This is a genomic window from Variovorax sp. ISS6 (assembly GCF_056523145.1).
Genome location: NZ_JAWRZC010000001.1, coordinates 5,235,288 through 5,260,655, shown reverse-complemented (window position 1 = coordinate 5,260,655; position 25,368 = coordinate 5,235,288). Strand labels below are relative to the sequence as shown.

General features: G+C 67.1%; 20 protein-coding genes. 17 read left to right on the top strand and 3 right to left on the bottom strand.

Going from position 1 to position 25,368, the window contains the following annotated elements; translation table 11 throughout:
• Window positions 1-10: 10 nt before the first annotated feature.
• The 5 genes from AC1HIL_RS24395 to AC1HIL_RS24375 all read left to right on the top strand — a co-directional run bounded on the left by AC1HIL_RS24395 (window position 11) and on the right by AC1HIL_RS24375 (window position 8,551).
• Window positions 11-4,648: a TreTu family toxin gene (locus AC1HIL_RS24395; protein WP_479670227.1), complete on the top strand. Its 4,638-nt coding sequence runs from the start codon at window positions 11-13 to the stop codon at window positions 4,646-4,648.
• Window positions 4,649-4,662: 14 nt separating this feature from the next.
• Window positions 4,663-4,962, top strand: a complete 300-nt coding sequence (locus AC1HIL_RS24390; protein WP_444813757.1) for an immunity protein TriTu family protein — start codon at window positions 4,663-4,665, stop codon at window positions 4,960-4,962.
• A 150-nt stretch (window positions 4,963-5,112) separates the two neighbouring features.
• The gene (locus tag AC1HIL_RS24385; protein ID WP_479670226.1) at window positions 5,113-6,540 is read left to right on the top strand and encodes an RHS repeat-associated core domain-containing protein; all 1,428 of its coding nucleotides are present in this window, start codon (window positions 5,113-5,115) and stop codon (window positions 6,538-6,540) included.
• An 834-nt stretch (window positions 6,541-7,374) separates the two neighbouring features.
• Window positions 7,375-8,292: an RHS repeat-associated core domain-containing protein gene (locus AC1HIL_RS24380; protein ID WP_479670225.1), complete on the top strand. Its 918-nt coding sequence runs from the start codon at window positions 7,375-7,377 to the stop codon at window positions 8,290-8,292.
• A gap of 1 nt (window position 8,293) precedes the next feature.
• Window positions 8,294-8,551 carry a hypothetical protein gene (locus AC1HIL_RS24375; RefSeq protein ID WP_479670224.1) on the top strand — a complete coding sequence of 86 codons (258 nt, stop codon included), beginning with the start codon at window positions 8,294-8,296 and terminating at the stop codon, window positions 8,549-8,551.
• Window positions 8,552-8,822: 271 nt separating this feature from the next.
• Here AC1HIL_RS24375 and AC1HIL_RS24370 read toward each other — a convergent pair whose 3' ends face one another.
• A complete protein-coding gene (locus AC1HIL_RS24370) occupies window positions 8,823-9,608 on the bottom strand; it encodes an IclR family transcriptional regulator domain-containing protein (protein WP_296782130.1) in 786 nt (261 codons plus the stop codon).
• A 200-nt stretch (window positions 9,609-9,808) separates the two neighbouring features.
• Here AC1HIL_RS24370 and AC1HIL_RS24365 point away from each other — a divergent pair, with 200 nt between their 5' ends.
• From AC1HIL_RS24365 to AC1HIL_RS24315, 11 genes are all read left to right on the top strand, one after another.
• Window positions 9,809-10,723, top strand: coding sequence for a shikimate dehydrogenase family protein (locus AC1HIL_RS24365; RefSeq protein WP_261206631.1), 915 nt, complete (start codon window positions 9,809-9,811; stop codon window positions 10,721-10,723).
• Between the two features lie 26 nt (window positions 10,724-10,749).
• Complete coding sequence (locus AC1HIL_RS24360) at window positions 10,750-11,583, top strand: shikimate dehydrogenase family protein (protein WP_479670223.1); 834 nt, start codon at window positions 10,750-10,752, stop codon at window positions 11,581-11,583.
• A gap of 21 nt (window positions 11,584-11,604) precedes the next feature.
• The gene (gene pcaB, locus AC1HIL_RS24355) at window positions 11,605-12,804 is read left to right on the top strand and encodes a 3-carboxy-cis,cis-muconate cycloisomerase (RefSeq protein ID WP_057596429.1); all 1,200 of its coding nucleotides are present in this window, start codon (window positions 11,605-11,607) and stop codon (window positions 12,802-12,804) included.
• Window positions 12,805-12,839: 35 nt separating this feature from the next.
• Complete coding sequence (locus AC1HIL_RS24350) at window positions 12,840-13,265, top strand: carboxymuconolactone decarboxylase family protein (RefSeq protein ID WP_296724900.1); 426 nt, start codon at window positions 12,840-12,842, stop codon at window positions 13,263-13,265.
• Window positions 13,262-14,491 (top strand): multidrug effflux MFS transporter, encoded by a 1,230-nt coding sequence (locus AC1HIL_RS24345; RefSeq protein ID WP_479670222.1) that lies wholly within the window; start codon window positions 13,262-13,264, stop codon window positions 14,489-14,491. The genes AC1HIL_RS24350 and AC1HIL_RS24345 overlap by 4 nt, the downstream gene beginning before the upstream one ends.
• A complete protein-coding gene (locus AC1HIL_RS24340; RefSeq protein WP_398500964.1) occupies window positions 14,488-15,252 on the top strand; it encodes an alpha/beta fold hydrolase in 765 nt (254 codons plus the stop codon). The genes AC1HIL_RS24345 and AC1HIL_RS24340 overlap by 4 nt, the downstream gene beginning before the upstream one ends.
• Window positions 15,253-15,443: 191 nt before the next feature.
• The gene (locus AC1HIL_RS24335) at window positions 15,444-17,345 is read left to right on the top strand and encodes a bifunctional sugar phosphate isomerase/epimerase/4-hydroxyphenylpyruvate dioxygenase family protein (RefSeq protein ID WP_479672438.1); all 1,902 of its coding nucleotides are present in this window, start codon (window positions 15,444-15,446) and stop codon (window positions 17,343-17,345) included.
• A gap of 56 nt (window positions 17,346-17,401) precedes the next feature.
• A complete protein-coding gene (locus AC1HIL_RS24330; RefSeq protein WP_479670221.1) occupies window positions 17,402-18,814 on the top strand; it encodes an MFS transporter in 1,413 nt (470 codons plus the stop codon).
• A gap of 70 nt (window positions 18,815-18,884) precedes the next feature.
• Window positions 18,885-19,571, top strand: coding sequence for a DsbA family oxidoreductase (locus tag AC1HIL_RS24325; protein ID WP_479670220.1), 687 nt, complete (start codon window positions 18,885-18,887; stop codon window positions 19,569-19,571).
• Between the two features lie 101 nt (window positions 19,572-19,672).
• Complete coding sequence (locus tag AC1HIL_RS24320) at window positions 19,673-21,256, top strand: DUF1800 domain-containing protein (protein ID WP_479672781.1); 1,584 nt, start codon at window positions 19,673-19,675, stop codon at window positions 21,254-21,256.
• A gap of 25 nt (window positions 21,257-21,281) precedes the next feature.
• A complete protein-coding gene (locus tag AC1HIL_RS24315) occupies window positions 21,282-22,493 on the top strand; it encodes a DUF1501 domain-containing protein (protein WP_413763065.1) in 1,212 nt (403 codons plus the stop codon).
• A gap of 3 nt (window positions 22,494-22,496) precedes the next feature.
• Here the strand turns inward: AC1HIL_RS24315 and AC1HIL_RS24310 are convergent, their stop codons facing one another.
• Window positions 22,497-23,123: a hypothetical protein gene (locus AC1HIL_RS24310; RefSeq protein WP_479670218.1), complete on the bottom strand. Its 627-nt coding sequence runs from the start codon at window positions 23,121-23,123 to the stop codon at window positions 22,497-22,499.
• Between the two features lie 15 nt (window positions 23,124-23,138).
• A complete protein-coding gene (locus AC1HIL_RS24305) occupies window positions 23,139-24,062 on the bottom strand; it encodes a hypothetical protein (RefSeq protein WP_479670217.1) in 924 nt (307 codons plus the stop codon).
• A 223-nt stretch (window positions 24,063-24,285) separates the two neighbouring features.
• Between AC1HIL_RS24305 and AC1HIL_RS24300 the strand changes: the two genes are divergently transcribed.
• Window positions 24,286-25,347, top strand: a complete 1,062-nt coding sequence (locus tag AC1HIL_RS24300; protein WP_479670216.1) for an NAD(P)H-dependent flavin oxidoreductase — start codon at window positions 24,286-24,288, stop codon at window positions 25,345-25,347.
• Window positions 25,348-25,368 lie beyond the last annotated feature (21 nt).

Below are 25,368 nucleotides of genomic sequence, written 5' to 3'. Positions count from 1 at the left end.
GAGGAAAAAGATGACAGACAGGAAGCGTCCAGGGAGATCGCATGCGCGAATCGCGCATTTTCTTAAGCAGCGCTGGACCCTGGGCGCTGCGAGATTTCTGCGGCTATTGGTCGCAGCGATTGCAATTGGCTGGAGCGGCGGCACCTTTGCCCTGCCGCAGCCCGGGCCTTACAAGTACTTCGTAAGCGTCTGGCCTGCCGATGGTCCTTACTCCGGCGGCAACCCCACAAAGCGCTACTACCCAACGATAGAGGACGCATGTGATGCTGCCCTTGCGTACTTAAAGAGCATCTATCCGCAATATGCAAACCGCACGTGGACTCGATTGACGTGCCAGCTTTCCATCTCTACGGACGGTGCCTTGTTCTCTCTTAACCCTGACCCTGGATACAAGATTGGCCACGCGATAAACCGCATGTCTCCTGGAATGTGTCCGGCGAATAGTGTCCTTATTGGCTCGGCGTGCTCTTGTCGACCCGGTTACCAGGAAGATCCTACCCACTCTTTCTGTCACGCCTCGGCACCTGAATCGCAAGATGATCCTCAGTCATGCAAACGCACAGCCGATGGCGTTTTTTCGGGCAATCCAATCTTCCCTGCATCCAATGAGAAGTTTGAGTCCCAACTGGACTGGGCCGATTCTGGCCCTCAGGCCTTGAGCTTCATTCGCACCTATCGCAGCAGCTGGAGCGCTGATTCCTCCCGAAGCACAGCACCCCTAGGTCAAGTCTGGGCACATAACTTCAGCACCAAGCTCACTGCAACGCCAAACACGTCCCCCACTGCCGTCGTCATCACCACCGGCGAGGGTTACGCGCGGGGGTTCGCGCAAGTTAGCGGCGCAACGACCTGGAGCGCCACCAATAGTGCCGACACCCTGACTCCAATCAGCGGCGGCGGCTGGACCTGGCACCGCTCGGACGACGATGTCACCTCCTACTTCGACGGCAGCGGCAGGCTGCAAACGACCGTCGAGCGCAATGGCTGGGCCAAGGTATTCACTTACAACGGCGCGGGCCAGCTCGCCGCTGTAGCCAACGGCTTTGGCCGCATGCTGACGTTCGGCTACAGCGGCAACAAACTGGTCAGTGTCACGATGCCTGATTCTCGAGCCATTGGGTATGGATATGACGCGTCGGGTCGCCTGTCTTCTGTAATCTATCCCGACGGCAAGGCCCGCAGCTTCGTTTACGAGAATGCGTCTTTCCAGCAGGGGCTCACGGGCATCTTTGACGAAAGCAACGTCCGCTGGGGCACCTTCGCCTACGACACCACCGGTCGCGCCATCAGCACGCAGCTCGCGGGCTCGGTCGATGCGTACCAGGTGAGTTATCCCTCGGCCGGCTCTACTACGGTGATCGATCCCTTGGGCACAAGCCGCAATTTCAGCTATGGCACTACGCTAGGTAAGCTCGCGGTCACCTCGGGTTCGTTGCCGTCTGGCGAAGGCAAGAGCGATGCCGCCAACCGGGTGCAGGACGCCAACGGCCTCATTACCAGCGAGACTGACTTCAAGGGCGTGGTGACCACCACCACCTGGGACACCACACGCCGCCTCCCGCTCACCGTGACCCGCGCTTTCGGCAGACCCGAGGCCCAGACCACCACCACCCAGTGGCACCCCACCTTCAGCCTCCCCGTGCTGATCACCGAGTCCGGCCGCACCACCGCCTTCACCCACGACACCGTCGGCAATGTCCTGACCCGCACCGTCACCGACACCGCCACCAACAAGGCCCAGACCTGGCAGTGGACCTACAACGCTTCTCAGTTGGTCGAGACGGCCACGGAGCCCAACGGCGCCACCACCACCTACACCTACGACCTCCGAGGCAACGTCCTCACCAGCACCAACGCCCTGGGCCATGTCACCAGCTACGCCTACGACCCCGCCAACCGCGTCACCAACCAGACCGAACCCAACGGCCTCGTCACCACCTACACCTACGACGCGCGCGATCGCCTGCTGACCCAGACCGTCGGCGGCCAGCAGACCACCACGCTGACCTACAAGCCCTACGGCAGCGTCGAGACCATCACGCTGCCCACGGGCCTGGTGCTGACCTACACCTACGACCCGGCCCATCGCCTCACCGGCTGGAGCAACAACCGCGGCGAGAGCGGCAGCTTCACGCTCGACGGCATGGGCAACCGCACCGCCGAGCAGATCAAGGACAGCAGCGGCGCCGTGGCCTGGAACGCCGCGCGCACCATCAACAACATCAACCGCGTCTCGGGCAAGACCGAAGGCCCGAACCAGACCAGTTTCTTCGGCTACGACGCCAACGGCGACCTCACCCGCAGCACCAACGGTCTGAACCAGAGCACGCAACTGGGCTTGGACAACCTGCGCCGCGTGGCTTCGGTGACCAACGCGGCCAACGCCACGGCGACCCTCAAGTACAACGCCCTCGATGCCGTCACCGAGGCCAAGGACTTCAAGGGCGTGGCCACCGGCTACACCCGTGACGCCCAGGGCAACGCCACCGCCGAGAGCAGCGCCGACACGGGTGGAGCGACCACCCAGTACGACAACCTGGGCCTGCCCAGCCAGATCGTCGACGCGCTGGGCCAGGCCACCACCATCAACAGGGATGCTCTGGGCCGGCCCACGAGCCTCGTCTTCGCCGACGGCAAGACCACGACCCTGCGCTACGACCTCACGGCCACCAGCAAGGGCTACCTGTCGGAGATCGTGGACCGCAGCGGCACCACCGAATACACGCGCGATGCCTTCGGGCGCGTGGTGGTCAAGAAGCAGACCTTGGCCAATGGCAGCGTCCAGCAGATCGGCTACGCCTACAACCTCAACGGCACGCTGGGAAGCATCGCGTACCCGACGGGCGCCACGCTGAGCCATGTCTACGATTCGACCGGCCGGCTCACCGGCCTGAACTGGAACAGCACGCCGCTGGTGAGCAACATCACCTGGAACCCGCTGGGCCAACCCACCGGCTGGACCTGGGCCTTCACGAGCACCGACCCGAAGCTCAAGGCCACGCGCAGTTACGACACGGCCGGGCGCATGACCGCGACCGAGTTCGGCAGCTACGTCTACGACGCAGCGGGACGCATCACGAGCCTGACGCAGAACCTCTACGGCCCGGCGGACACCGACCCCACGCACGACACCATCGCGAACGCCAACACCACCTGGAACGTGGGCTACGACAGCGTCGGGCGCATCACGAGCTTCAACGTGGCGGGCAGCAGCAGCAACACCGCGGGCTTCGGCTACGACGCGAATGGCAACCGCTCGAGCAGCACGCGGGTGGTCAACGGGCTGAGCACCAGCCGCAGCTACACCGTAGGAGCCAACAACAACCGCCTCACCGGCTTCAGCCAGACCACGGGTGGTGCGACCACCAGTGTGGTTTATGGCTACAACGCCAACGGCGACCTCACGGGCGATGGCCTGCGCAGCTACGGCTACGACGCCGAGGGGAGGTTAAGCACGGCGACCACAGGCGCGACGGACAGCAGCCCGACGACGCGCTATGCGCACAACGTGCTGGGGCAGCGGGTGTTCAAGACGGAGCCGCTGTATCCGCCGAGCCAGGGGGATGAGAGTGATCCAGGGTTCTGGAGCGGCTTGATGGCATTCTTCACGAAGATATGGAGCCCGAGCACGAGCCAAGCGGAGCAACTGGGCTATGCGTATGTTTACGACGAGCGGGGCACGCTGGTAGCGGAGATCGGCAGCGGAGGCACGAACAGCTCAGGTCAAACCAGCTACATCTATCTGCCAACGGCGAATGGGCCGATGCCGATTGCTACCGTCCTCAACGGCGCGACCTACGCAGTGCACAGCGACCACCTGAACACGCCAAGAAGGCTGAGCAACGAGATGAGCCAGCCGGTCTGGCAGTGGCGCTTTAGCGCGTTCGGTGAAGAGGAGCCGACGACGGCGGCAAAGCGGTTCACGGGCGCGGAGACGGTACCGAACACCGGAGCGACGTCAGCGACTGCCGTCACCTTCAACCTTCGCTATCCGGGGCAGTATGCGGATGCTGAGAGCGGGTTGTTCTACAACTACTTCCGTAGCTATGACGCGAGGACGGGGAGATACAGCGAGCCTGACCCGATTGGGCTGGATGGTGGATGGAACCGATTTGGGTATGTGGATGGAAATCCGCTGGGCTACAACGATCCGTTCGGTCTGGATCGTTGGGGGAGTTATGGCTATGGGCGATACCTTCCGGCGACAAACCCTTCGCCCTCGATCTGGGAGAGACTCAATTTCCCTGAAACGCCTGAGCAGCGAGCGCTCGGGGAAAACATCGCAATGGCATTTTGCGGCGGTGGTCTTGGAGGCGCTACAAAAGCAATAACGCGAGTTGGACGATGGATGTCTCAGGCAGAGTACGATGCTATGAGGGCATCAGGAAAAGTCCAAGAAAGTTTGTCGGGGACTACGCATGTTGCCGATCCAGCGGATGCAGCAGCCTTCTTGAATCAGGCCAAACCTGGAAGCCTCTACGCTGAGTTTGGTGTTCCCTCTTCCTCATTGAAGCCGACCAACGATGGATGGTCGAAAATCATCGGCCCAAACTCTCTTGAGGGCAGGCTTGCCCAGCGGAAGGGGCTTCCAGCACCGCAGATGCCCAGCGCATCAGACATAGTTCATTCGGCAACCAAGCTCCCATGACAGGAAATCCTATGTTGAACAGATTCATCGGCTGGGCACATTCGGTCGAAACGGCCCAGGCCAAATTGCATAGAGACATTGAAATGCAGTTGACTGAGAGTGATCCTTGCGACAATCGCTCCGCGCGATTGGATGTTGATACCCCGACAGCGGTAGGCCGTATCACTTGCTGGGAAAGCGGTGATTACGATGCTGAAGCCATCGACCTCCAAACCGAGCGCTCGCTTTACACGGATCGCGGGACCTTGCGAGAGGGAGAAGAGATGTTGAAGAAGTTTTCCCCGTTCTTCGAGGCGATGGGAATAGCGGAATGAACGAAGGATTGCATAAAGATCACTCTCCTTGAGGCCTTGTGGCTTCGTCTTTTACGCCGCTCTGTCAGAGTTCTCGGAGAAGGTTGCGATGATCGATCCCTCGTCGATCGCTGACAAAACAGCATCGCGAACGCCAGCACCACCTAGAACGTGGGCTACGACAGCGTCGGGCGCATCACGAGCTTCGACGTGGCGGGCAGCAGCAGCAACACCGCGGGCTTCGGCTACGACGCGAACGGCAATCGCTCGAGCAGCACGCGGGTGGTCAATGGGCTGAGCACCAGCCGCACCTACACCGTCCCGGCCAACGGAAACCGCCTCACGGGCTTCAGCCAGACCACGGGCGGCGCGACCACCAGCGTGGTCTACGGCTACAACGCCAACGGCGACCTCACGGGCGATGGCCTGCGCAGCTACGGCTACGACGCCGAGGGGAGGTTAAGCACGGCGACCACAGGCGCGACGGACAGCAGCCCGACGACGCGCTATGCGCACAACGTGCTGGGGCAGCGGGTGTTCAAGACGGAGCCGCTGTATCCGCCGAGCCAGGGGGATGAGAGTGATCCAGGGTTCTGGAGCGGCTTGATGGCATTCTTCACGAAGATATGGAGCCCGAGCACGAGCCAAGCGGAGCAACTGGGCTATGCGTATGTTTACGACGAGCGGGGCACGCTGGTAGCGGAGATCGGCAGCGGAGGCACGAACAGCTCAGGTCAAACCAGCTACATCTATCTGCCAACGGCGAATGGGCCGATGCCGATTGCTACCGTCCTCAACGGCGCGACCTACGCAGTGCACAGCGACCACCTGAACACGCCAAGAAGGCTGAGCAACGAGGCAAGCCAGCCGGTCTGGCAGTGGCGCTACAGCGCATTCGGGGAGGAGGAGCCGACCACGGCGGCCAAGCGGTTCACGGGGCCGGAGACCGTGCCGAGTACGGGGATGACGTCAGCGACGCCCATCGCCTTCAATCTGCGCTATCCGGGGCAGTATGCGGATGCAGAGTCGGGGCTGTTTTACAACTACTTCCGCAGCTACGACACAAGGATGGGGAGATACAGTCAACCGGACCCGATCGGCCTCAACGGCGGGTGGAATCGCTTCGGGTATGTTGAAGGCAACCCCCTGCGGTTCAAAGATCCACTAGGTCTGTTTGGCTATGCCGAACACGGCTGGATAACAGAGCAAGCACTCGACGGTGACCAATCCTTTCCAGGATTGGAGGGGCAGGTGCCTGGGGTAGATTTCTTGCCCGGAAGTCAAGACACGGCCAATTCCTTCTGGCATTCCATGCGCGATGGAAAGACTGGGCAATCTGTTGCAGATGCGTTTCAACGCTACCAAAAATACCTCGATGACAACATCAGCTCTTGTACTCAGGAAGGTCTGGCTCGGGCACTTCATGCTGTTCAGGACAGTGTGGCCGCAGGGCATCGAGGATTTCTGCCGTGGTATGGAGGAATACCTGGGCCCGCGCATCTGCGAGGTGACGTATTGCCATCTAAGCGCTCTTTGGGTTCAGCGATTGAAAAATCCAAAGGCATCATTGCTCGCTACAAAGCGACTTGTCCTTGCTAAAAAAACTGAAATGAAAAACGAACTTTGGCGCCTGCTACTCCTCATCGGCATTACGACAGCCTTCGCTTCAAACACTTATGCGAAGGAAAACTGCGCACTGAACGCACCGCCGCGCGCTGCTGCTGTGAATGTAGCTCACGGCGAATTTCTCTTCGTCTACCCGCGAGGAATTGGGGGAAGCTACAGTGGGTGTCAGACCATGTGGAATCAGCGCGGCTCTGCTGTATTTGTACTAAGATTTGAACAAGGAACGCTTACGTCATATCAGGAGTTCGCGAAGTCATCAAAAAATGCGACTCTTTCATGCAGGTGCGCTGAGGGAGCTCTAAAAACTCACTCCAATAAGTGTCCCGTATATGAAGATTTGAAAGCGGGCTTTAGAGCAATGCCAGAAGCCGTTGAACCGCCCGTACCAATCGAGGTTGACCCTCGGCGGGATTAATCCTAGAAAATTGGAGCCAGACTCCATTCGTCGAGGTAGTGTGCACAGGCCATGACAGTGGCGGTCACGAGCGTCGATGCGACAGGATCAGTGCTTTATCGCACGCTTCGACTAATGAGGCAAACGTCAATCGCATCACTAGCTTCAGCCAGACCACAGGCAGCGCGACCACCAGCGTGGTCTACGGCTACAAAGGCATCGTCGATTTGACGGGCGATGGCCTGAGCAGCTTCGGCTGCGACGCCGAGGGTCGGCGACCACGGGCGCGACGGAGAGCAGCCCGACGCGCTGGGGCAGCGGGTGTTCAAGACGGAGCCGCTGTATCCGCCGAGCCAGGGGGACGAGAGCGATTCTGGGTTCTGGAGCAGTCTGGTGGTGTTCTTCACGAAGATGTGAGTCCGAGCACGAGCGAAGCCGAACAGCTGAGCTATGCCTATGTGTACGACGAGCAGGGCACGCCGGTGGCGGAGATTGGCAGCGGGGGCACGAACAGCGCAGGCCAAGACAGCTACATCTACCTGCCGACGGCCAATGGGCCGATGCCAATCGCTGCCGTCATCAACGGCAACACCTATGCGGTGCACAGCGACCACCTGAACACGCCGAGATGGCTGAGCAATGAAGCAAGCCAGTCGGTCTGGCAATGGCGCTACAGCGCGTTCGGAGAAGAAGAGCCGACGACAGCGGCCAAGCGATTCACAGGGCCGGAGACGGCGCCAAACACTGGAGCGACTTCAGCGACACCCGTCGTCTTCAATCTGCGCTATCCGGGGCAATACGCGGATGCAGAGAGCGGGTTGTTCTATAACTACTTCCGAAGCTACGACACTAAGACAGGACGCTATAGCCAACCAGACCCGATTGGGCTGGATGGTGGATGGAATCGGTTTGGGTATGTCGGCGAGAATCCGCTGACCGATATCGATCCGATGGGCCTTCAGTCGGTAATGGGGTGCGCGAATCCCGCGAATGCCGCAACCTGTGCAGCGGCGGGGATAGGCGTTGCAGGCGCAGGTGCTGCTCTTAACGCCCAGAATGCAACGTCAGTCCCTAGAGATATTTGGTGGCCTGATCGGACTGCGGGTCAATGGTCCTGTAAGGCACGCGCTGATTGCAATGACAATATCCCTGGAAACTGCCCGAGTAATCCAGCGAAGCGCTTTGCATTTGGCGGAGGCGAGGCCAACGACTTAGGTACTGCTAGGAACATTGCACAAGAGAACGCAACCTCGAATCTTCAATGTCAACCGAAGCACGTATCGTGTAAATGCACGGGCCCCAAGGGGGAGCAATATTCAGGAGGATGTTGAGATGAAAGATGAAGTTCTAGTTGGAAGTCGTGTTCGCTTGGTTGGCCTTCCAGAATGGCTGTTGCACGATCTTCCAGAAAGTGAGCAGGTAGAGATGTATGCCTGCATTGGCCAGATCGCAACCGTTCAAGAAATCGACAACTATGGTTATCTATGGATCGGTTTCGGAGCTACCACGGGTGACGATGAAGGTGCCCGCTATAGCGGGCACTTCTTCGGTGTTCTTCGAGAGTGCCTCGAGCTGGTTCAAGATGCCTGAGCAGCATCGGCGTTGCTCTAGTCCCACCGTTGGGCCCCGTTCATTACCGTCCGACCGGTCTGGCAGTGGCGCTACGGCGCGTTCGGGGAGAAAAGCTCTCAACCGTCGCCGCTGGACTCCACACTCCTTGGATTGATTCGCGATCTGTGCAAAGGGTGTCGACAGCTGGGTGTTGAACAACAGTGCCGAGTAACTCCCGCCGGGAAAAAGATACCCTCATGTCGACAAGCCTGCTGCAGAGGTGACCAAGCCGGCGGCGCAGAGCGCAATTTCAGATCAAATTCCGCATCGCCTGCGCCGTCTCCCGCAACACCGGCAACACCCGCGCCACCGCATCCTCCGAGCTCTCGTGCCCCATCGGCATCGTGATGTTGAGCGCGCCCACCAGCGTGCCGTGGCGGTCGCGCAGCGGCACCGCGATGCCTCGCGAGTTGAGGTCGAGCTGCTGCTCGGACAGCGCCCAGCCCTGGGCGCGGATGCGCGCGAGCTCGAGCTTCATGCGCTCCATGCTGGCGATGGTGTGCGAGGTGAAGACGGTGAGCTGGCGCGTGGCGAGCCATTCGTTGAGCTCGGTGTCGCCGCGCAGCGCGAGCATCAGCATGCCCGAGGCCGTGACCTGCGCGGGCACGCGCGCGCCGAGCACGTAGCCGGTGCTCATGCTGCGGTTGGGGCCGTTGCGCGCGATGTAGACCACCTCGTCGCCGTCCATCACGCTGAGGTAGGCGATTTCGTTGGTGCCGGCGGCCACGCGCTGCAGAAACGGCTGCACCACGCGCGGCAACCGCGCCGACTCGAGGTACGACTGGCCCAGCCGCAGTACGCGCGGCGTGAGCCAGAACAGCTTGCCGTCGCTCGCCACATAGCCCATGTGCTGCAGGGTCAGCAGGTAGCGGCGCGCGGCCGTGCGCGTCATGTTCGTGCGCTGGCCGGCCTGGCTCGCCGTGAGGCGCGGGTTGGCGTCGTCGAAGGCCTCGATGATGCTCACGCCGCGCTCCAGGCCGGCGATCCAGTCGCGCTTGTCGAGGCCGGGCGGTGCGGGTGGGTCGTCGTTGCTCATGACCGGGGAGTGTGCCTGCGCCGCCGCCCGGCCGTAGCGTCCGATGGATGGGCAAAAACCCTAGGTTTGAACGATTGACGATCTTGAAAGATCGATGATCGAACGAAATGGCGGTTTGGAGTCAGCGGGCTCGGGGCGAAAGGACTATAAAGCCGGGCATCCAGCCTCGAAACGAGCGATTGACGAACGGAAAGACGCCCATGAGCCTCCCCATCAGCGGCAGCACCCAGGCCTACCTGATTCCCGGCGACCCGGTGCGCAATGTGCGGCTGCCGCGCATGTTCAACGCCGCCTTCGAGCGCTTCGGCATCGACGCGGTGCTGCTGCCGATGCAGGTGCCGGTGCGCGACTTCGCGGTGTTCTTCAAGTCGGCCTTTCTCGCGCGCAATGTGCGCGGCATGGTGATCGCGCCGCCGCACAAGCCGCTGGTGGTCGACCTGCTCGAAGGCGCGGGCCTGTTCGGCCGCGTGGCCGGTTCGGTCAACGTGGTGCGCCGCACCGAGGCCGGCCAGCTCGAGGGCGACCTGTTCGACGGCGAAGGCCTGATCGGCGCGCTCGACCGCTTCGCGATTCCGTTTCGCGGCAAGCGCGTGCTGATCCTCGGCGCGGGCGTGAGCGCCGCTGCCATCGGCGTGGCGCTGGCCGAGGGCGGCACGGTCGATGGCGCCGAGTACATCGCCTTCTACGACAGCTCCGCGGGCAAGGCCGCAGGCGTGGCCGCCAAGCTCGATGCCTTCTTCGACGCCCGCGTGGTGGCGGTGGACAGCAACGCGCCCGAGGGCTACGACCTGGTCGTCAATGCCACGCCGCTGGGCCTGACCGACGACGATGCAGCGCCGGTCGACGTGGCGCGCATGGACGGCCACGCGGCCCTGTTCGACATCCTGCTGCGCAACCAGCCCACGCCGCTGGTGCGCGCGGCACGCGCGCGCGGCCTCAACGCGCAGGCCGGCTTCGAGATGCTGATCCAGCAGATGCCGCACTACTTCGACTACTTCGGCCATGCCGATGCGGCCGCGGCGCTGCGTGCCGACTCGGACTTCCTGCGCGAGATCGTCTATCCCGACGCGATGCGCGCCGAGATCGCCACGCCGTTGCGTTACGGCGCGGCCTGAACCTCTTTTTTTATTTGGCTTCGCGCATGATTTCCGGCAAGACCACGCTCATCGCCCACCTGGGCTATCCCACCGAGGCCTTCAAGGCCCCGATGATCTACAACCCCTGGTTCGAGCAGCAGGGCATCGACGCGGTGGTGGTGCCGATGGGCGTGAAGCCCGAGGACTACGCGGCCTCGCTCGCGCAGATCTTCCGCTTCAGCAACCTGCGCGGCGCGCTGGTGACGATGCCGCACAAGGTCACGACCATGTCGCTGGTCGACGAGGTCACGCCCACCGCGCGCATCGCGGGTGCCTGCAACGCGATCCTCAAGCGGGCCGACGGCACGCTGCTGGGCGACCAGTTCGACGGCGCGGGCTTCGTGCGCGGCGTGGAGCGCAAGGGCCGGCCTTTCCGGGGCACGCGCGTGCTGGTGTCGGGCGCGGGCGGGGTGGGCTCGGCCATCGCGGCCTCGATCGCGGCGGCCGGTGCGGCCGAGCTGATGCTGTTCGATGCGCATGCGGCCTCGGCCGAGGCGCTGGCGGGGCGGCTGCGTGAGCACTATCCACAGCTGAAGGTGGCCACCGGCTCGAAGGACCCGGCGGGCTTCGACGTGATCGTCAATGCCACGCCGCTGGGCATGAAGGCCGACGATCCGCTGCCCTTCGACATCGAGCGCATCGACGCCGGCACTTTCGTCGGCGAGGTCGTGATGAAGACCGAGTACACGCCGCTGCTCGAGGCGGCGCGCGCCAGGGGCTGCGCGGTGCAGGTCGGCACCGACATGCTGTTCGAGATGATCCCGGCCTACCTCGAGTTCTTCGGCTTCGGCAGCGCGACGGCCGACGAGTTGCGCGCCAGCGCGAAGCTCCAGTACTGACATCCCCACGACAAGAACACCATGAGCATCTTCGAAGGCTTCCTCTCCACTTCCGAAACCCTGGGCGCCTTCAGCGACCGTGCCTTCGTCGATGCGATGCTGCGCTTCGAGGCCGCGCTCGCGCGCGCGCAGGCCGCCGAGGGGCTGATTCCCGAGAGCGCGGCGCACTCGATCGTCGGCAGCTGCAAGGTCGAGCTGTTCGACGTGGCCAAGATCGTGCGCGAGAGCGGCCGCGCGGGCAGCGTGGCGATTCCGCTGGTGAAGGCGCTGCGCGAAGCGGTCGGGCTCTTCAATGCCGAGGCGGCGCCCTTCGTGCACTTCGGCAGCACCAGCCAGGACGTGATCGACAGCGCGATGTCGCTGGTCACGCGCGAGGCGGTGGCGCTGATCGAGACCGACCTCGCCAAGGCGGCCGAGGCGCTGCTGCAGCTCGCGGTGCAGCATGCCGCCACGCCGATGCTCGCGCGCACGCTGATGCAGCCGGCCTCGGTCACCAGCTTCGGCTTCAAGTGCGCGGGCTGGGCCGCGCCGCTGGTACGCAGCCGGTTGCGGCTGCGCGAGGCCGCGCGCCACGCGCTGCAGTTGCAGCTCGGCGGCGCGGTCGGCACGCTGGCGCAGATGGGGCCGCAGGCGGGCGCGGTGCGCGCACGCATGGCGAAGGAACTGGGCCTGGCCGATCCCGGCGCGACCTGGCACACGCAGCGCGACGAATGGGTGGCGCTGGGTTGCGAGCTCGGCCTGCTGACGGGCAGCCTCGGCAAGATCGCGGTCGACGTCTCGCTGCTGGGCCAGTACGAGGTGGCCGAGGTGGCCGAGCCCAGCGAGCCCGGGCGCGGCGGCTCGTCGGCCATGCCGCACAAGCGCAACCCGGTGGCGTCGATGGTGGCGATCGCCGCCGCGCATCGCGCGCCGCAGCGCGTGGCGGCCTTGCTCGGCGCCATGCCGCAACAGCACGAGCGCGCGCTCGGCGCCTGGCAGGCCGAGCTCGGCGAATGGCCGCAGCTGCTGATGTCTGCGCACGGCAGCGTGCGCGCCATGGCGGCGGCGCTGCCGGGCCTGCAGGTGGATGCCGCGCGCATGCGCGCCAACATCGACCGGCTGCGCGCCGAGCTGCCGCGCGACGCGGCCGACGAATGGTTCGATCCCGCGCTGGCCGTGCGCGCCGGCGAGATCGCGCTGGCCGAGGTGAAGGCACTGCGCGCGCAACTGCTGCCCACCTGAGATTCGCAAGAACACACGAACAAGGATTCCCGGACATGACTTCCTCTTCCGACACCCCCGCCGACGGCTACGAATCGGGCCTGCTCAACCGCCGCCGCGTGCTCGGCGACGCCTGGGTCGACCGCTCGCTGGCCAACCGCAACAGCTTCAATGCCGAGTTCCAGGAACTGATCACGCGCCATGCGTGGAACGACATCTGGGGCCGCCCCGCGCTGGGCGACAAGACGCGCCGTTTCATGGTGCTGTCGATGATGCTCGGCATCCACGCTTATGAAGAATTCGCGATGCACGTGCGCGCGGCGCTCGACGGTCCGCCCGAGTCGCGGCTCACGCCCGAGGACATCAAGGAAGTGATCATGATGGCCGCCATCTACTGCGGCGTGCCGGTCGCCAACCACGCCTTCGGCATCGCCACCAACATCCTGCGCGAGAAGGGCCTGCTGCCTGCGGCGGCGCAGTGAGCGCGCCGCAAGGACCACCAGCAAACCTGAAGGGCCGCTGGCACGCCGGCTTCGCGCTGCTGCTGCCGTTGCTGCTCGCGGCCCAGCCGGTGGCCACCGACAGCTACCTGCCGGCGCTGCCCGCGATCGCCAGGGAACTCGGTTCGGCCAGCACCAGCCTCACGCTGTTCGTGCTGGCCTTCGGCTTCGCGCAACTGCTGTGCGGACCGCTGGCCGACCGCTTCGGCCGCCGGCCGGTGCTGCTGGCGGGCCTGGGCTGCTATGCGCTCGCCGCGCTCGGCGGCACCTTCGCGGGCAGCGTGTTCATGCTGGCCGGCTGGCGCACCTTGCAGGGCTTCTCGATGGCGGCGATCCTGGTCTGCGCGCGCGCCGCGGTGCGCGATCTCTATCCGGCCCACGAGGGACCGCACGTGATGGCGCGCGGTCTCACGGGGCTGGGCGTGGTCGGGCTGGTGGCGCCGCTGCTCGGTGCCTGGCTGGTGCAGGGCGCGGGCTGGCGCTGGGTGATGGGCGCGATGGCGCTCTATGCGCTGGTGCTGTTCGCGCTGTGCTGGCGCTCCTTCGGCGAGACCCGGCCGAGCTTCGTCGACACGCCCTCGGCACCGCGCGGCAGCACGCGCGTGGTGTTCGCGAGCCGTGCCTTCCGCGCCTGGGCCTCGGTGGCCGCCTCGACCTATGGCGGCCTGTTCTGCTTCCTGCTGCTGTCGCCGATGGTCTACATCGGCTACCTCGGCTGGTCGCCGGCCTGGTACGGCTGGATCCCGGCCGGCGGTTCGCTGGTCTACATCTTCAGCACCACCATGTGCCGCCGGCTGCTGCGCCGCCACGGGCCGGTGCGCACGGTGCAACTGGGCGCCTCGCTGAGCATGGCGGGCGCCGCGATCCAGGTGCTGGGCTGCTGGCTCGCGCCGCTGAGCGCGGTGCCGCTGCTGGCGGGCCACGCGGTCTATTGCCTGGGCCACGGCATCCACCAGCCCTGCGGCCAGGCCGGCGCGGTGGGCGACCTGCCGCAGCTCGCGGGCCGCGCCGTCTCGTGGTCGGGCTTCGGCATGATGATGGTCGCCTTCTGCGTCGGGCAGTTCGCCGCGCTGTTCGTCGATGCCGACTATTCGAACGGCGCCTGGCCGATGGTGATCCCCATGGTCGCCGCCGCCTGCTCGCTGCTGACCATCGCCTTCTTCTGGCTCCCCCGTCTTCATCCCCTCTCGAAGGAACCCGCACCATGACCCGTCTGAACCTCGTCCGCGAAGGCAATGGCCCGATCGTCGTGCTGAGCCATGCGCTCGGCTGCGACCTCCGCATGTGGGACGGCGTGGCCGCGCAGCTCGCGCGCGCCCACACCGTGCTGCGCTACGACCACCGCAACCACGGCGCCTCGGAGCGCGTGCCGGGCGCTTTGCGCATCGAGACGCTGGCGCAGGACGCGGCCGAGCTGATCCAGCGCGAGGCCGGCGGCGAGCCGGTGCACTTCGTCGGCCTGTCGATGGGCGGCATGACGGCGCAGGCGCTGGCCGTGCGCCATCCCGAACTGCTGCGCACCGTGACCATCGCGAACTCCTCGGCCCACTATCCCGACCAGGCACCCTGGCGCGCGCGCGCCGAGACCGTGGCCGCGCGCGGCGTGGCCGCGATCGCGCCGGGCGCGGTGTCGCGCTGGCTCACGCCGGCCTTCGCCGCCACGCCAGAGGGGCAGGTGGCCGCCGAGCAGCTGCAGGCGGTGTTGCTGGCCAACGATCCGCAGGCCTACATCGAGAGCTGCAACGCGGTGGCGGCCATCGATTTCCGCGACAGCAACCGCCGCATCGCGGTGCCCACGCTGGTGATCGGCGGCCTGCAGGACGAGGCCACGCCGTTCGCGATGTCGGAAGCCATCGCCGCGGCGATCCCCCACGCGCGGCTCGCCAGCATCGATGCCGCGCACGTGAGCGCGGTCGAGCGGCCGGTCGAATTCGCGCAGCTGCTGATCGATTACTGGCGCAGTCTCTGATTCGGCGGGGGCATCGATGGTCCGCCGGACCTAGGTGTAACCCCTGATTCGTGCGAAATTCGCACGATGGCGTTCGATGATCGATCAAAGGCCGCGCTAAATGGTTGTGGGCACGGGCCGGCGTTCCTAAAGTCGCTCCCGTGAACACGCTCCAGCCCTCCGCCGACCTTTCGCAGCGCGCCGCGCCGCGCATGCACCGCTCGATCGCCACCGTCTCGCTCAGCGGCACGCTGCGCCAGAAGCTCGAGGCGATCGCGGCAGCGGGCTTCGACGGCATCGAGCTGTTCGAGAGCGACTTCGTCAACTTCAAGGGCACGGCTGCCGAGCTGCGCGGCCTCGCGGCCGACCTGGGCCTCGCGATCGACCTCTACCAGCCGTTCCGCGACTTCGAAGGCATGCCCGAGCCGCAGTTCCGCCGCGGCCTGGAGCGCGCCGAGCGCAAGTTCGAGCTGATGGCCGCGCTGGGCGTGCCGCTGATGCTGTGCTGCTCGAACACCTCGCCGCTCGCGATCGACGATCCCGCGCGCGCCGCCGCGCAGCTGCATGCGCTGGCCGAACGCGCCGCGACCCATGGCCTGCGCGTGGGCTTCGAGGCGCTGGCCTGGGGCCGCTTCACCTCGCGTTACGGCCAGGCCTGGGACCTCGTGCGGCGCGCCGGCCATCCCGCGCTGGGCCTGATCCTCGACAGCTTCCACACGCTGTCGCTGGGCGACGATCCGGCCGGCATCGCCGACGTCCCGGGCGAGAAGATCTTCTTCCTGCAGATGGCCGATGCGCCGCAGCTTTCGATGGACGTGCTGCAGTGGGCGCGCCACCACCGCGTGTTCCCGGGGCAGGGCGACTTCGACGTGGCGGGCTTCTATGCGCATGTGCTGCGCGCCGGCTACACCGGGCCGCTGTCGCTCGAGATCTTCAACGACCTGTTCCGCGAGACGCCGAACCGCCGCACCGCGGTCGATGCGATGCGCTCGCTGCTGTACCTCGAGAGCCAGGTGCGCGAGTCCGTTCCCTCGGCACGGCCCTTGTTGTTCGATCCGCCGAATGCGCCGGCCTTTCGCGGACTGTCCTTCATCGAGTTCGCGGCCGACGAGTCTTCGGCCGGCGCGCTCGGCACGCTGCTGCAGCAACTGGGCTTTCGCCGCGCGGGCCGCCATCGCTCGAAGGCCGTCACGCTCTACCGCCAGGGCGACATCCACATGGTCGTGAATGCGCAGCCCGAGAGCTTTGCGCGCACGCGCTTCGAGGCGCACGGCACCTCGGTCTGCGCGCTGGGCGTGCGCACCGACGATCCGCAGGCCGCGGTGGCGCGCGCCACCGCGCTGTGCTCGCAGCGGCACGACAGCCCGGTCGGCCCCGGCGAGCAGGCCGTGCCCGCGATCGTGGTGCCCGGCGGCAACCTGCTGCATTTCATTCCGTCGTCGCTCGGCGCCACGGGGCTCTACGAGGCCGACTTCATCCTCGAGCCCGGCGAAGCGCAGGGCGAAGCGCAGGGCGAAGCGCAGGGCGAAGAGGAGGGCGATGGCGCCGGACTGCGCGCCATCGACCACGTCGCGCTCGGCCTCGCGCTCGACCAGCTCGACACCTGGGTGCTGTTCTCGCGCGCCGTGCTCGGGCTCGAGGTCGGCGAGAGCCTGGAGCTGGCCGATCCCTTCGGCCTGATCAAGAGCCGCGGCGTGGCCGATGCCGCGCGCAGCCTGCGGCTCGTGCTCAACGTCTCGCTGAGCCAGCGCACGCGCACCGCGCGCACCGTGCATGCGCAGGGCGGCGGCGCGGTGCACCACGTGGCGCTGCGCAGCGACGACATCTTCGCGTCGGTGGCGCGGCTGCGTGCCAACGGCGTGCGCTTCGTGCCGATCTCGGACAACTACTACGACGACCTCGCCACGCGCACCGAGCTCGATGCCGCGCTGCTCGAACGCATGCGCGCGGCGGGCGTGCTGTTCGACCGCTCGCCGGCCGGCGACTACCTGCACATCTACACCGAGAGCTTCGGGGACGGACTGTTCTTCGAGGTGGCGCAGCGCATCGGCGGCTACGACGCCTACGGCGCGCTCAACGCGCCGGCGCGCATGGCCTCGCAGGCCCAGGACTGATTTCCCTTTCGTTCATCCATTCACCCGCTCATCCTCGTCCACACCGGAGACAACCCATGGCGAACACCAAGGCTCACGAGCCACAAGGCAAGCACCAGTCGAAGAAGGCCGCCGCCAGCGGCTGGATCGGCTCGGCGCTCGAGTACTACGACTTCTTCATCTACGCCACCGCCGCGGCGCTGATCTTTCCGCAGATCTTCTTTCCCAAGGGCGACCCGACCACGGCCATCATCGCCTCGCTCGCGACCTACGGCGTGGGCTATGTCGCGCGGCCCATCGGCGCCTTCGTGCTCGGCCACTGGGGCGACACGCACGGGCGCAAGCAGGTGCTGATCCTGTGCATGTTCCTCATGGGCTTCTCGACCGTGGCCGTGGGCCTGCTGCCCACCTACGACCAGATCGGCCTGGCGGCGCCCGCGCTGCTGGTGATCCTGCGGCTGATCCAGGGCTTCGCGGTGGCCGGCGAGATCTCGGGCGCGAGCTCGATGATCCTCGAGCACGCGCCCTTCGGCCGGCGCGGCTTCTTCGCGAGCTTCACGCTGCAGGGCGTGCAGGCCGGCCAGATCATGGCGGCCGCCGTGTTCCTGCCGCTCGCGCACTACATGCCCGAGGAGGCCTTCAACTCGTGGGGCTGGCGCATCCCGTTCCTGCTGAGCTTCGTCGTCATCATCGCGGGCTACGTCATCCGCCGCGAGGTCGACGAGACCCCGGCCTTCGCCGAGGCCGACAAGAAGGGCGAGGTGCCGCGCTCGCCGATCGTGCAGGCCTTCACCGACAGCTGGGCCGACATGCTGCGCGTGGTCTGCATGGCGCTGATGAATGTGATCCCGGTGGTCGCCACCATCTTCGGCGCCGCCTACGCGGTGCAGTCGGCCTACGGCATCGGCTTCCAGAAGGACGTCTACCTGTGGATCCCGGTGCTCGGCAACATCCTCGCGGTGCTGGTGATCCCGTTCGTGGGCAACCTCTCGGACCGCATCGGCCGCAAGCCGCCGATCATCGTCGGCGCGCTGGCCTCGGGCCTGCTCTCGTTCGCCTACCTCTATGCCATCAGCGTGCGCAACGTGCCGCTCGCGATCTGCATGTCGCTCTTGATGTGGGGCATCGTCTACCAGGGCTACAACGCCACCTTCCCGAGCTTCTATCCCGAGCTGTTCCGCACCCGCAACCGGGTGTCGGCGATGGCCATCTCGCAGAACATCGGCACCACCTTCACGGCCCTGCTGCCCGCGCTGTTCGCCGCGGTCGCGCCGCCCGGCTCCAGCAACATCTGGCTCACCGTGGGCAGCATCACCTTCGCCGTGACCGTGCTGGCCGCGCTGGCCGCGATCAGCGCGCGCGAAACCTACCGCGTGCACATGAACGACCTCGGCGATCCGGATGCCGTGCCGGTCGACAAGGCCGAGTACGACCGCCTGCGGGCCCAGACCCTGGGCGCGAGCCCGGTGACGGCGCGCGCCACGGCCTGACGCCGCAGGGGTGGGGCGGCGGAAGACCTTGCACCTGACAAGGCCGCCGCCGCGCGGAAGAATGGCGGCCATGACCAGCCCATCCTCCTCCCACCTCAAGATCGATTTCGTCTCGGACGTCTCCTGCCCCTGGTGCGCCGTCGGCCTGGGCTCGCTGGAGGCCGCGATCGCCCGCGTGGCGCCCGGGGTGACGGCCGAGCTGCACTTCCAGCCCTTCGAGCTCAACCCGCAGATGCCGCCCGAGGGCCAGGACACCTTCGAGCACCTGAACCAGAAATACGGTTCCACGCGCGAGCAGCAGGCGCAGATGCGCGAGGCCATCCGCCAGCGCGGCGAGGCCGTCGGCTTCGTCTTCAATCCCGAGGGCCGGCCGCGCATCTACAACACCTTCGACGCGCACCGGCTGCTGCACTGGGCCGAACTCGAGGACGCGGCCAAGCAGGTCGCGCTGAAGAAGTCGCTGCTCAAGGCCTACTTCACCGATGCCGAGAATCCTTCCGACCCGGAGGTGCTGGTTCGGCTCGCGGCAGCGGCGGGGCTCGATGCGGTGCGGGCGCGCGAGATCCTGGCCAGCGACGAATACGCGGCCGAGACCCGCGCGCGCGAGCGCATGTACACCGACGCGGGCATCCACTCGGTGCCCGCGATCATCATCAACGACCAGCACCTGATCTCGGGCGGCCAGCCGGTGGAGGTGTTCGAGCGCGCGCTGCGGCAGATCGCGGGGGCGCAGCCCAGCGCGGTGGTGTCGGCCTGAGCCAGGGGGGCGTTTCGCCTTGAAACGAAGCTGACCGGCAGCTTTACACGGCGCTGGCATCCTGGGTCAACCGCGCACCGACGGCGCGGGTTGAACCCACCATGCACATCTCTTCGATCCGGTCGCGCCTCGCACGGGGCGCATGGATGGCAGCCGCCGCGCTGTGGCTCGCGGGCTGCGCGCTCGGCACGCGGCCCGACGCGACGCCGCTCGCTTTGCGCGGCGCACCGCCCGATGCACTGACCCAGCTGCGCTGGCTCGACCGCGTGAGCTGGGGCGCGAACGCGAGCGGCCAGGCCGAAGTCGAGAAGCAGGGCCTCGCGGTGTGGATGGGCCGGCAACTGAAGCCCGCGCCGCAGCCGCTGCCGGCAGAAGCCCAGGCGCAGATCGACGCGATGGAGATCGCGCGCACGCCCGTGGACACGCTCGCGATCGCGCTCGATGCCGAGCGCAAGTCCGCCGATGCGCTGGCCGACGAGGACCAGAAGAAGGCCGCGCGCCAGGCCTACCAGCAGCACCTGAGCCGGCTCGCGCGCGAGGCGCAGCAGCGCTTCGTGCTGCGCGCGCTCTATTCGCCGAACCAGTTGCAGGAGCAGATGACCTGGTTCTGGATGAACCACTTCAACGTCAGCCAGCGCAAGGGCGGCGACATGCGCGCGCTGATCGGCGACTACGAGGAGAACGCGATACGCCCGCATGCGCTGGGGCGTTTCCGCGACCTGCTCGGCGCCACGCTGCACCATCCCGCGATGCTGCGCTATCTCGACAACGCGCAGAACGCCGCCAACCGCATCAACGAGAACTACGCGCGCGAGCTGATGGAACTGCACACGCTGGGCGTGGGCAGCGGCTATTCGCAGGCCGACGTGCAGGAGCTCGCGCGCGTGCTCACCGGCGTGGGCGTGAGCCTGCAGCCGGCCGATGCGCCGCCGCCGAAGCTCAAGGCCGCGATCGCCGCCGACTACCGGCGCCAGGGGCTGTTCGAGTTCAATCCCAACCGCCACGACTACGGCCCCAAGACGCTGCTGGGCGAGCCGATCCGCGGCCGCGGCCTGGCCGAGGTCGACGAGGCGCTCGACCGCCTCGCGCGCGCGCCGGCCACCGCGCGCTTCGTCTCGCGCAAGCTCGCCGTCTATTTCGTGGCCGACGATCCATCGAACGCGCTGGTCGAGCGCATGGCCGCGAGCTTCACGCGCAGCGACGGCGATATCGCCGCCACCCTGCGCACGCTGTTCGAGTCGCCCGAGTTCACGGCCTCGCTGGGCCGCAAGTTCCGCGACCCGGTGCACTACGCGATCGCGGGCGTGCGGCTGGCATACGACGGCCGCGTGGCGGCGAACGTCGGCCCGTTGCTCAACTGGATCGACCGCATGGGCCAGCCGCTCTACGGCCACGAGACGCCCGACGGCTATCCGCTGCACGAGGCTGCCTGGGCCAGCGCGGGGCAGATGAACACGCGCTTCGAGATCGCGCGCATCCTCGGTGCGAACGGTGCCGTGCTGTTCCGCACCGATGCCAAGGCGCCGCTCGAGAGCCCGGCCTTCCCGCCGCTGGCCGAGTCGCCCGCGGTACGCGAGATGCAGACCGGCTTCGGTGCCGGCACGCGCGAGGTGCTCGCGCAGGCGAAGAACCCGCCCGAATGGAACACGCTGCTGCTGGCCGCGCCCGAGCTGATGCGCCGCTAGCGCCCCCTTGAAGAAGGACAAGCCGATGCAACGCCGAGAACTGCTCCGTTTCGCCGCCGCCGCGCCGCTGGCCGGCGCCGCCGCCCGCTTGATCGCCGCGCCGGCCGCCGAGGGCGCCAAGCTGCTGGTCGTGTTCCTGCGCGGTGCCTACGACAGCACCAGCCTGCTGGTGCCCACCTCGAGCGATTTCTACTACGCCTCGCGGCCCGGCATCGCGATCGGGCGACCGGGCGCCAGCGGCGGCGCGCTGCCGCTCGATGCCGACTGGGGCCTGCATCCCGCGCTCGCGCAGAGCGTGATGCCCCTGTTCCAGCAGAAGCAGGCCGCGTTCATCGCCTTCGCCGGCACCGACGACCTCACGCGCAGCCACTTCGAGACGCAGGACGGCATCGAGCTGGGCCAGGCACTCGACCGCCGGCGCGACTACCGCTCGGGCTTCCTCAACCGCCTCGCCGGCGTGCTCGGCGCGGGGCCGCTCGCCGACGTCTCGCCGATGGCCTTCACCGACCAGTTGCCGATCTCGCTGCGTGGCGATGCGAGGGCCGCCAACATGGCGCTCGCGGGCAATGCGCGGCCCACCCTCGATGCGCGCCAGAGCCAGCTCATCGCCTCGATGTACCGCGACACCCCGCTCGCGCAGACCGTGGCCGAGGGCTTCCAGGTGCGCGACGAGGTGCGGCGCGCGATGCAGGCCGAGATGGATGCCGCGAGCCGCAACGCGATGACCGCCAAGGGCTTCGAACTGGTGGCACGCCGCATGGCCGCGCTGATGCGCGAGCGCTACGACCTCGGCTTCGTCGATGTCGGCGGCTGGGACACCCACGTGGGGCAGGGGGCGGCCACCGGCTACCTCGCGAACCGCTTCGAGGAACTGGGCCGCGGCCTCGCGGCCTTCGCGCAGGAGATGGAGCCCGAGAACTGGCGCCAGACCGTGGTGGTGGTCATCAGCGAGTTCGGCCGCACCTTCCGCGAGAACGGCAACAAGGGCACCGACCATGGCCATGGCACGGTCTACTGGGTGCTCGGCGGCGGCCTCTCGGCGCAGGCCGGCGGCCGCGTGGTCGGCGAGCAGCAGGCGCTGACGGCCACCACGCTGTTCCAGAACCGCGACTATCCGGTGCTCAACGAATACCGCGCGGTGCTCGGCGGTCTGTTCCAGCGCATGTACGGGCTCTCGCCCGCGCAGGTCGCGAAGGTGTTCGACGGCGTGACGCCGAAGGACCTGAAGCTGGTGTGAGGCTCACCAGAACTTCCACCAGGGCCTGCGCACCGGCGCGGGCGCGGCCGAGGTTGCGGGCCGCTTCGCGCGCGCGGGCACGCCGCCCAGCGCATTCGCGCTGAAGCGCACGCTCGGCGAAGCCTTCGCGGTGGCGGCGGCGCGCGCGCGGCCGTAGTTCATCGTCGGTGGCGCGAAGTTCGACGGCATGCCGTCGTCGTGCACGGCCAGGGTGCCGCCCGCGCGTTCCACCAGCAGCTGGTAGTAGTGCCAGACGTTGTCCTCGGGGCCGTTGACGATGCGGTTGTAGGCGCGGCGCCAGGGCCAGAACAGCTGCTCGCGCTGGGCGCTGCGCATGCCGGGGTAGCTGTCGTCGCCGAGCGCGACCACGCCCCATTCGGCGCCATGGTTGCGGCGGAACACCTCGCCCACGTAGCTGCCCAGGCCCTTGGCGTAGTCGAAGACCTGCGCGTCGCTGGGCTTGTCGTTGCGCGCGCGCAGGTGCAGTTGCTGCAGCAGCGCCTCGACCTTGCGGATGCTGGCGTCGGTGAAGTCGAGCGCCACGTCGAAGTTGCGGCGCGCGCGCTCGATCATCTCGGCCGCGGCCTCGGTGGCCTCGGCTTCGATGCGGCGGTCGGGGATGAAGCCCATCGCTCGGCGCCCGTCTCAGAACGAGGGCACGGGATTGCGGCCCTGCACCAGCGCATAGGCGCCGTTGCGCAGGCTGTAGACCAGCTGCTCGTCGACGGTCTGCACGCGCAGGTCGTTCGCATCGCGCGTGCGCGCGCCCTTGAAGACGATCTGCAGCTCGCCCGGATCGTCCTGCGTGCCGAGCGCGAACTCGGGCTTGCCGTCGATGCGGAAGCAGGCGCCGCGCGGCGCTTCCTCGGGGCGCGTGGCCTGCAGCACCGACTCGCAGGCGCCGTCGGCACCGCCGTTGTCGGCGCCCAGCGGCACGCCCTCGATCAGTTGGCGCACCTCGGCCGCGCCGATCTCGTAGACCGAGAGCCAGCTGCCGCAGTAGCCCTGCCAGCAGCTGCCGCTCGTGACGGTCAGCACGAAGCGCTGCGGCGCGATGCGCTCCACGCGCGTGAGGCCGATGTTGCCCGAGAAGCCGAGGTAGTCGACGCCGTCGTTGCGGCCCGCGAGCTTCCAGCCCGCGTCGCCGTGCTCGAAGAAATAGGCACCGAGCCATGCGCCGGCCACATGGGCATCCATCGGCTGGCCGCGGTCGTCCACCGGCACGGTCTCGGTGAGCAGCACGGCATGCGTGTCGTCGAGCCGGACCACCTCGCGCGGCGAGACCTGCGCACGGGTCGGAGAGAAGCCCTCGGTCATCGGCTTGCCGTCGTTGCCGATCTCGGGCAGCTGCACGTCATCGGTGCGGCTCGCGGTCTCGCCGGCGGGCGGCGGCTCGAACAGCAGCGCCATCAGCGCGTCGCGCTGCAGCGTGGCCGAGAATTCGGGCCGGGGCGCGGCGGGCGGCGCCGGGTCCGCGGCGGCGGGCGTGGCCTCCGCGGCGGCCGTGTCCTGTGCCGAAGTCGCACTTTCGGATTCGTTCTTCGTGCAACCCGCGAGCAGCATGAACATCACGGTACTAACGGCGAGCCCCGCGAGCGATGCAAGGGGCCGGCGGTGCGGAACAGGGCGGTTCGACGGGGTCGTTGTGCGCATGCGGGCATTGTTGCTCAAGCCGCGCCGATGACCCCGCGCGGGCGGCGCGACCGCGCTTCCCTTCAGAATCGGGCGTGCGGCGCGCGCATCGGCACGCCGCCCCTTCCGAAGAATCCCCGTTCGCACTGGAGCCTCTTTCATGACCACCACCTCGACGCTGTTGCAACTGCTGGGCACCGAACTGCCGCTGATCCAGGCTCCCATGGCGGGCGTGCAGGGCAGCGCGATGGCGATCGCCGCGAGCAATGCGGGCGCGCTGGGCTCGCTGCCCTGCGCGATGCTCTCGAACGACGCGATCCGCACCGAAATCGCGGCGATCCGCGCGGGCACGACGAAGCCCTACAACCTCAACTTCTTCTGCCACCAGCCGCCGGTGCCGAGTGCCGAGCGCGAGGCCACCTGGCGCGCCGCGCTCGGTCCTTACTACGCCGAGTTCGGCATCGACCCCGCGGGCATCGCGGCCGGCCCGGGCCGCAACCCGTTCAGCGCCGAGATCGCCGAGCTGCTGGCCGAATTCCGTCCGCCGGTGGTGAGCTTCCATTTCGGGCTGCCCTCGGCCGAGCTGCTCGCGCGCGTGAAGGGCTGGGGCGCCAAGGTGCTGGCCTCGGCCACCACGGTCGAGGAGGGCCGCTGGCTCGCGGCGAACGGCGCCGACGCGGTGATCGCGCAGGGCCTCGAGGCCGGCGGGCATCGCGGCCATTTCCTGTCGCACGATCTCACGGCACAGCTGGGCACCTTCGCGCTGCTGCCGCAACTCGCGCAGACCTTGCGCGTGCCGGTGATCGCCGCGGGCGGTATCGCCGATGCGCAGGGCGTGGCGGCCGCGATGGCGCTGGGCGCGGCGGGCGTGCAGGTGGGCACGGCCTACCTGCTGGCCAACGAGGCCACCACCAGCGCCATGCACCGCGGCGCGCTCAAGAGCGAGGCCGCGCGCCATACGGCGCTGACCAACCTGTTCACCGGCCGGCCCGCGCGCGGCATCGTCAACCGCGTGATCCGCGAGCTGGGCCCGATCGGTCCCGCGCCCGAGTTCCCGCTCGCCACCTCGGCGATCGCGCCGCTGCGCGCCAAGGCCGAGGCCCAGGGCAGCGGCGACTTCTCGCCGCTGTGGTCGGGCCAGAACGCGAGCGGCTGCCGCGAACAACCCACCGCCGATATCACGCGCTCGCTCGCCGAAGGCTTCAAGGCTTCGGTGCGCTGACAGGACCTTCCGCTTTCCTCT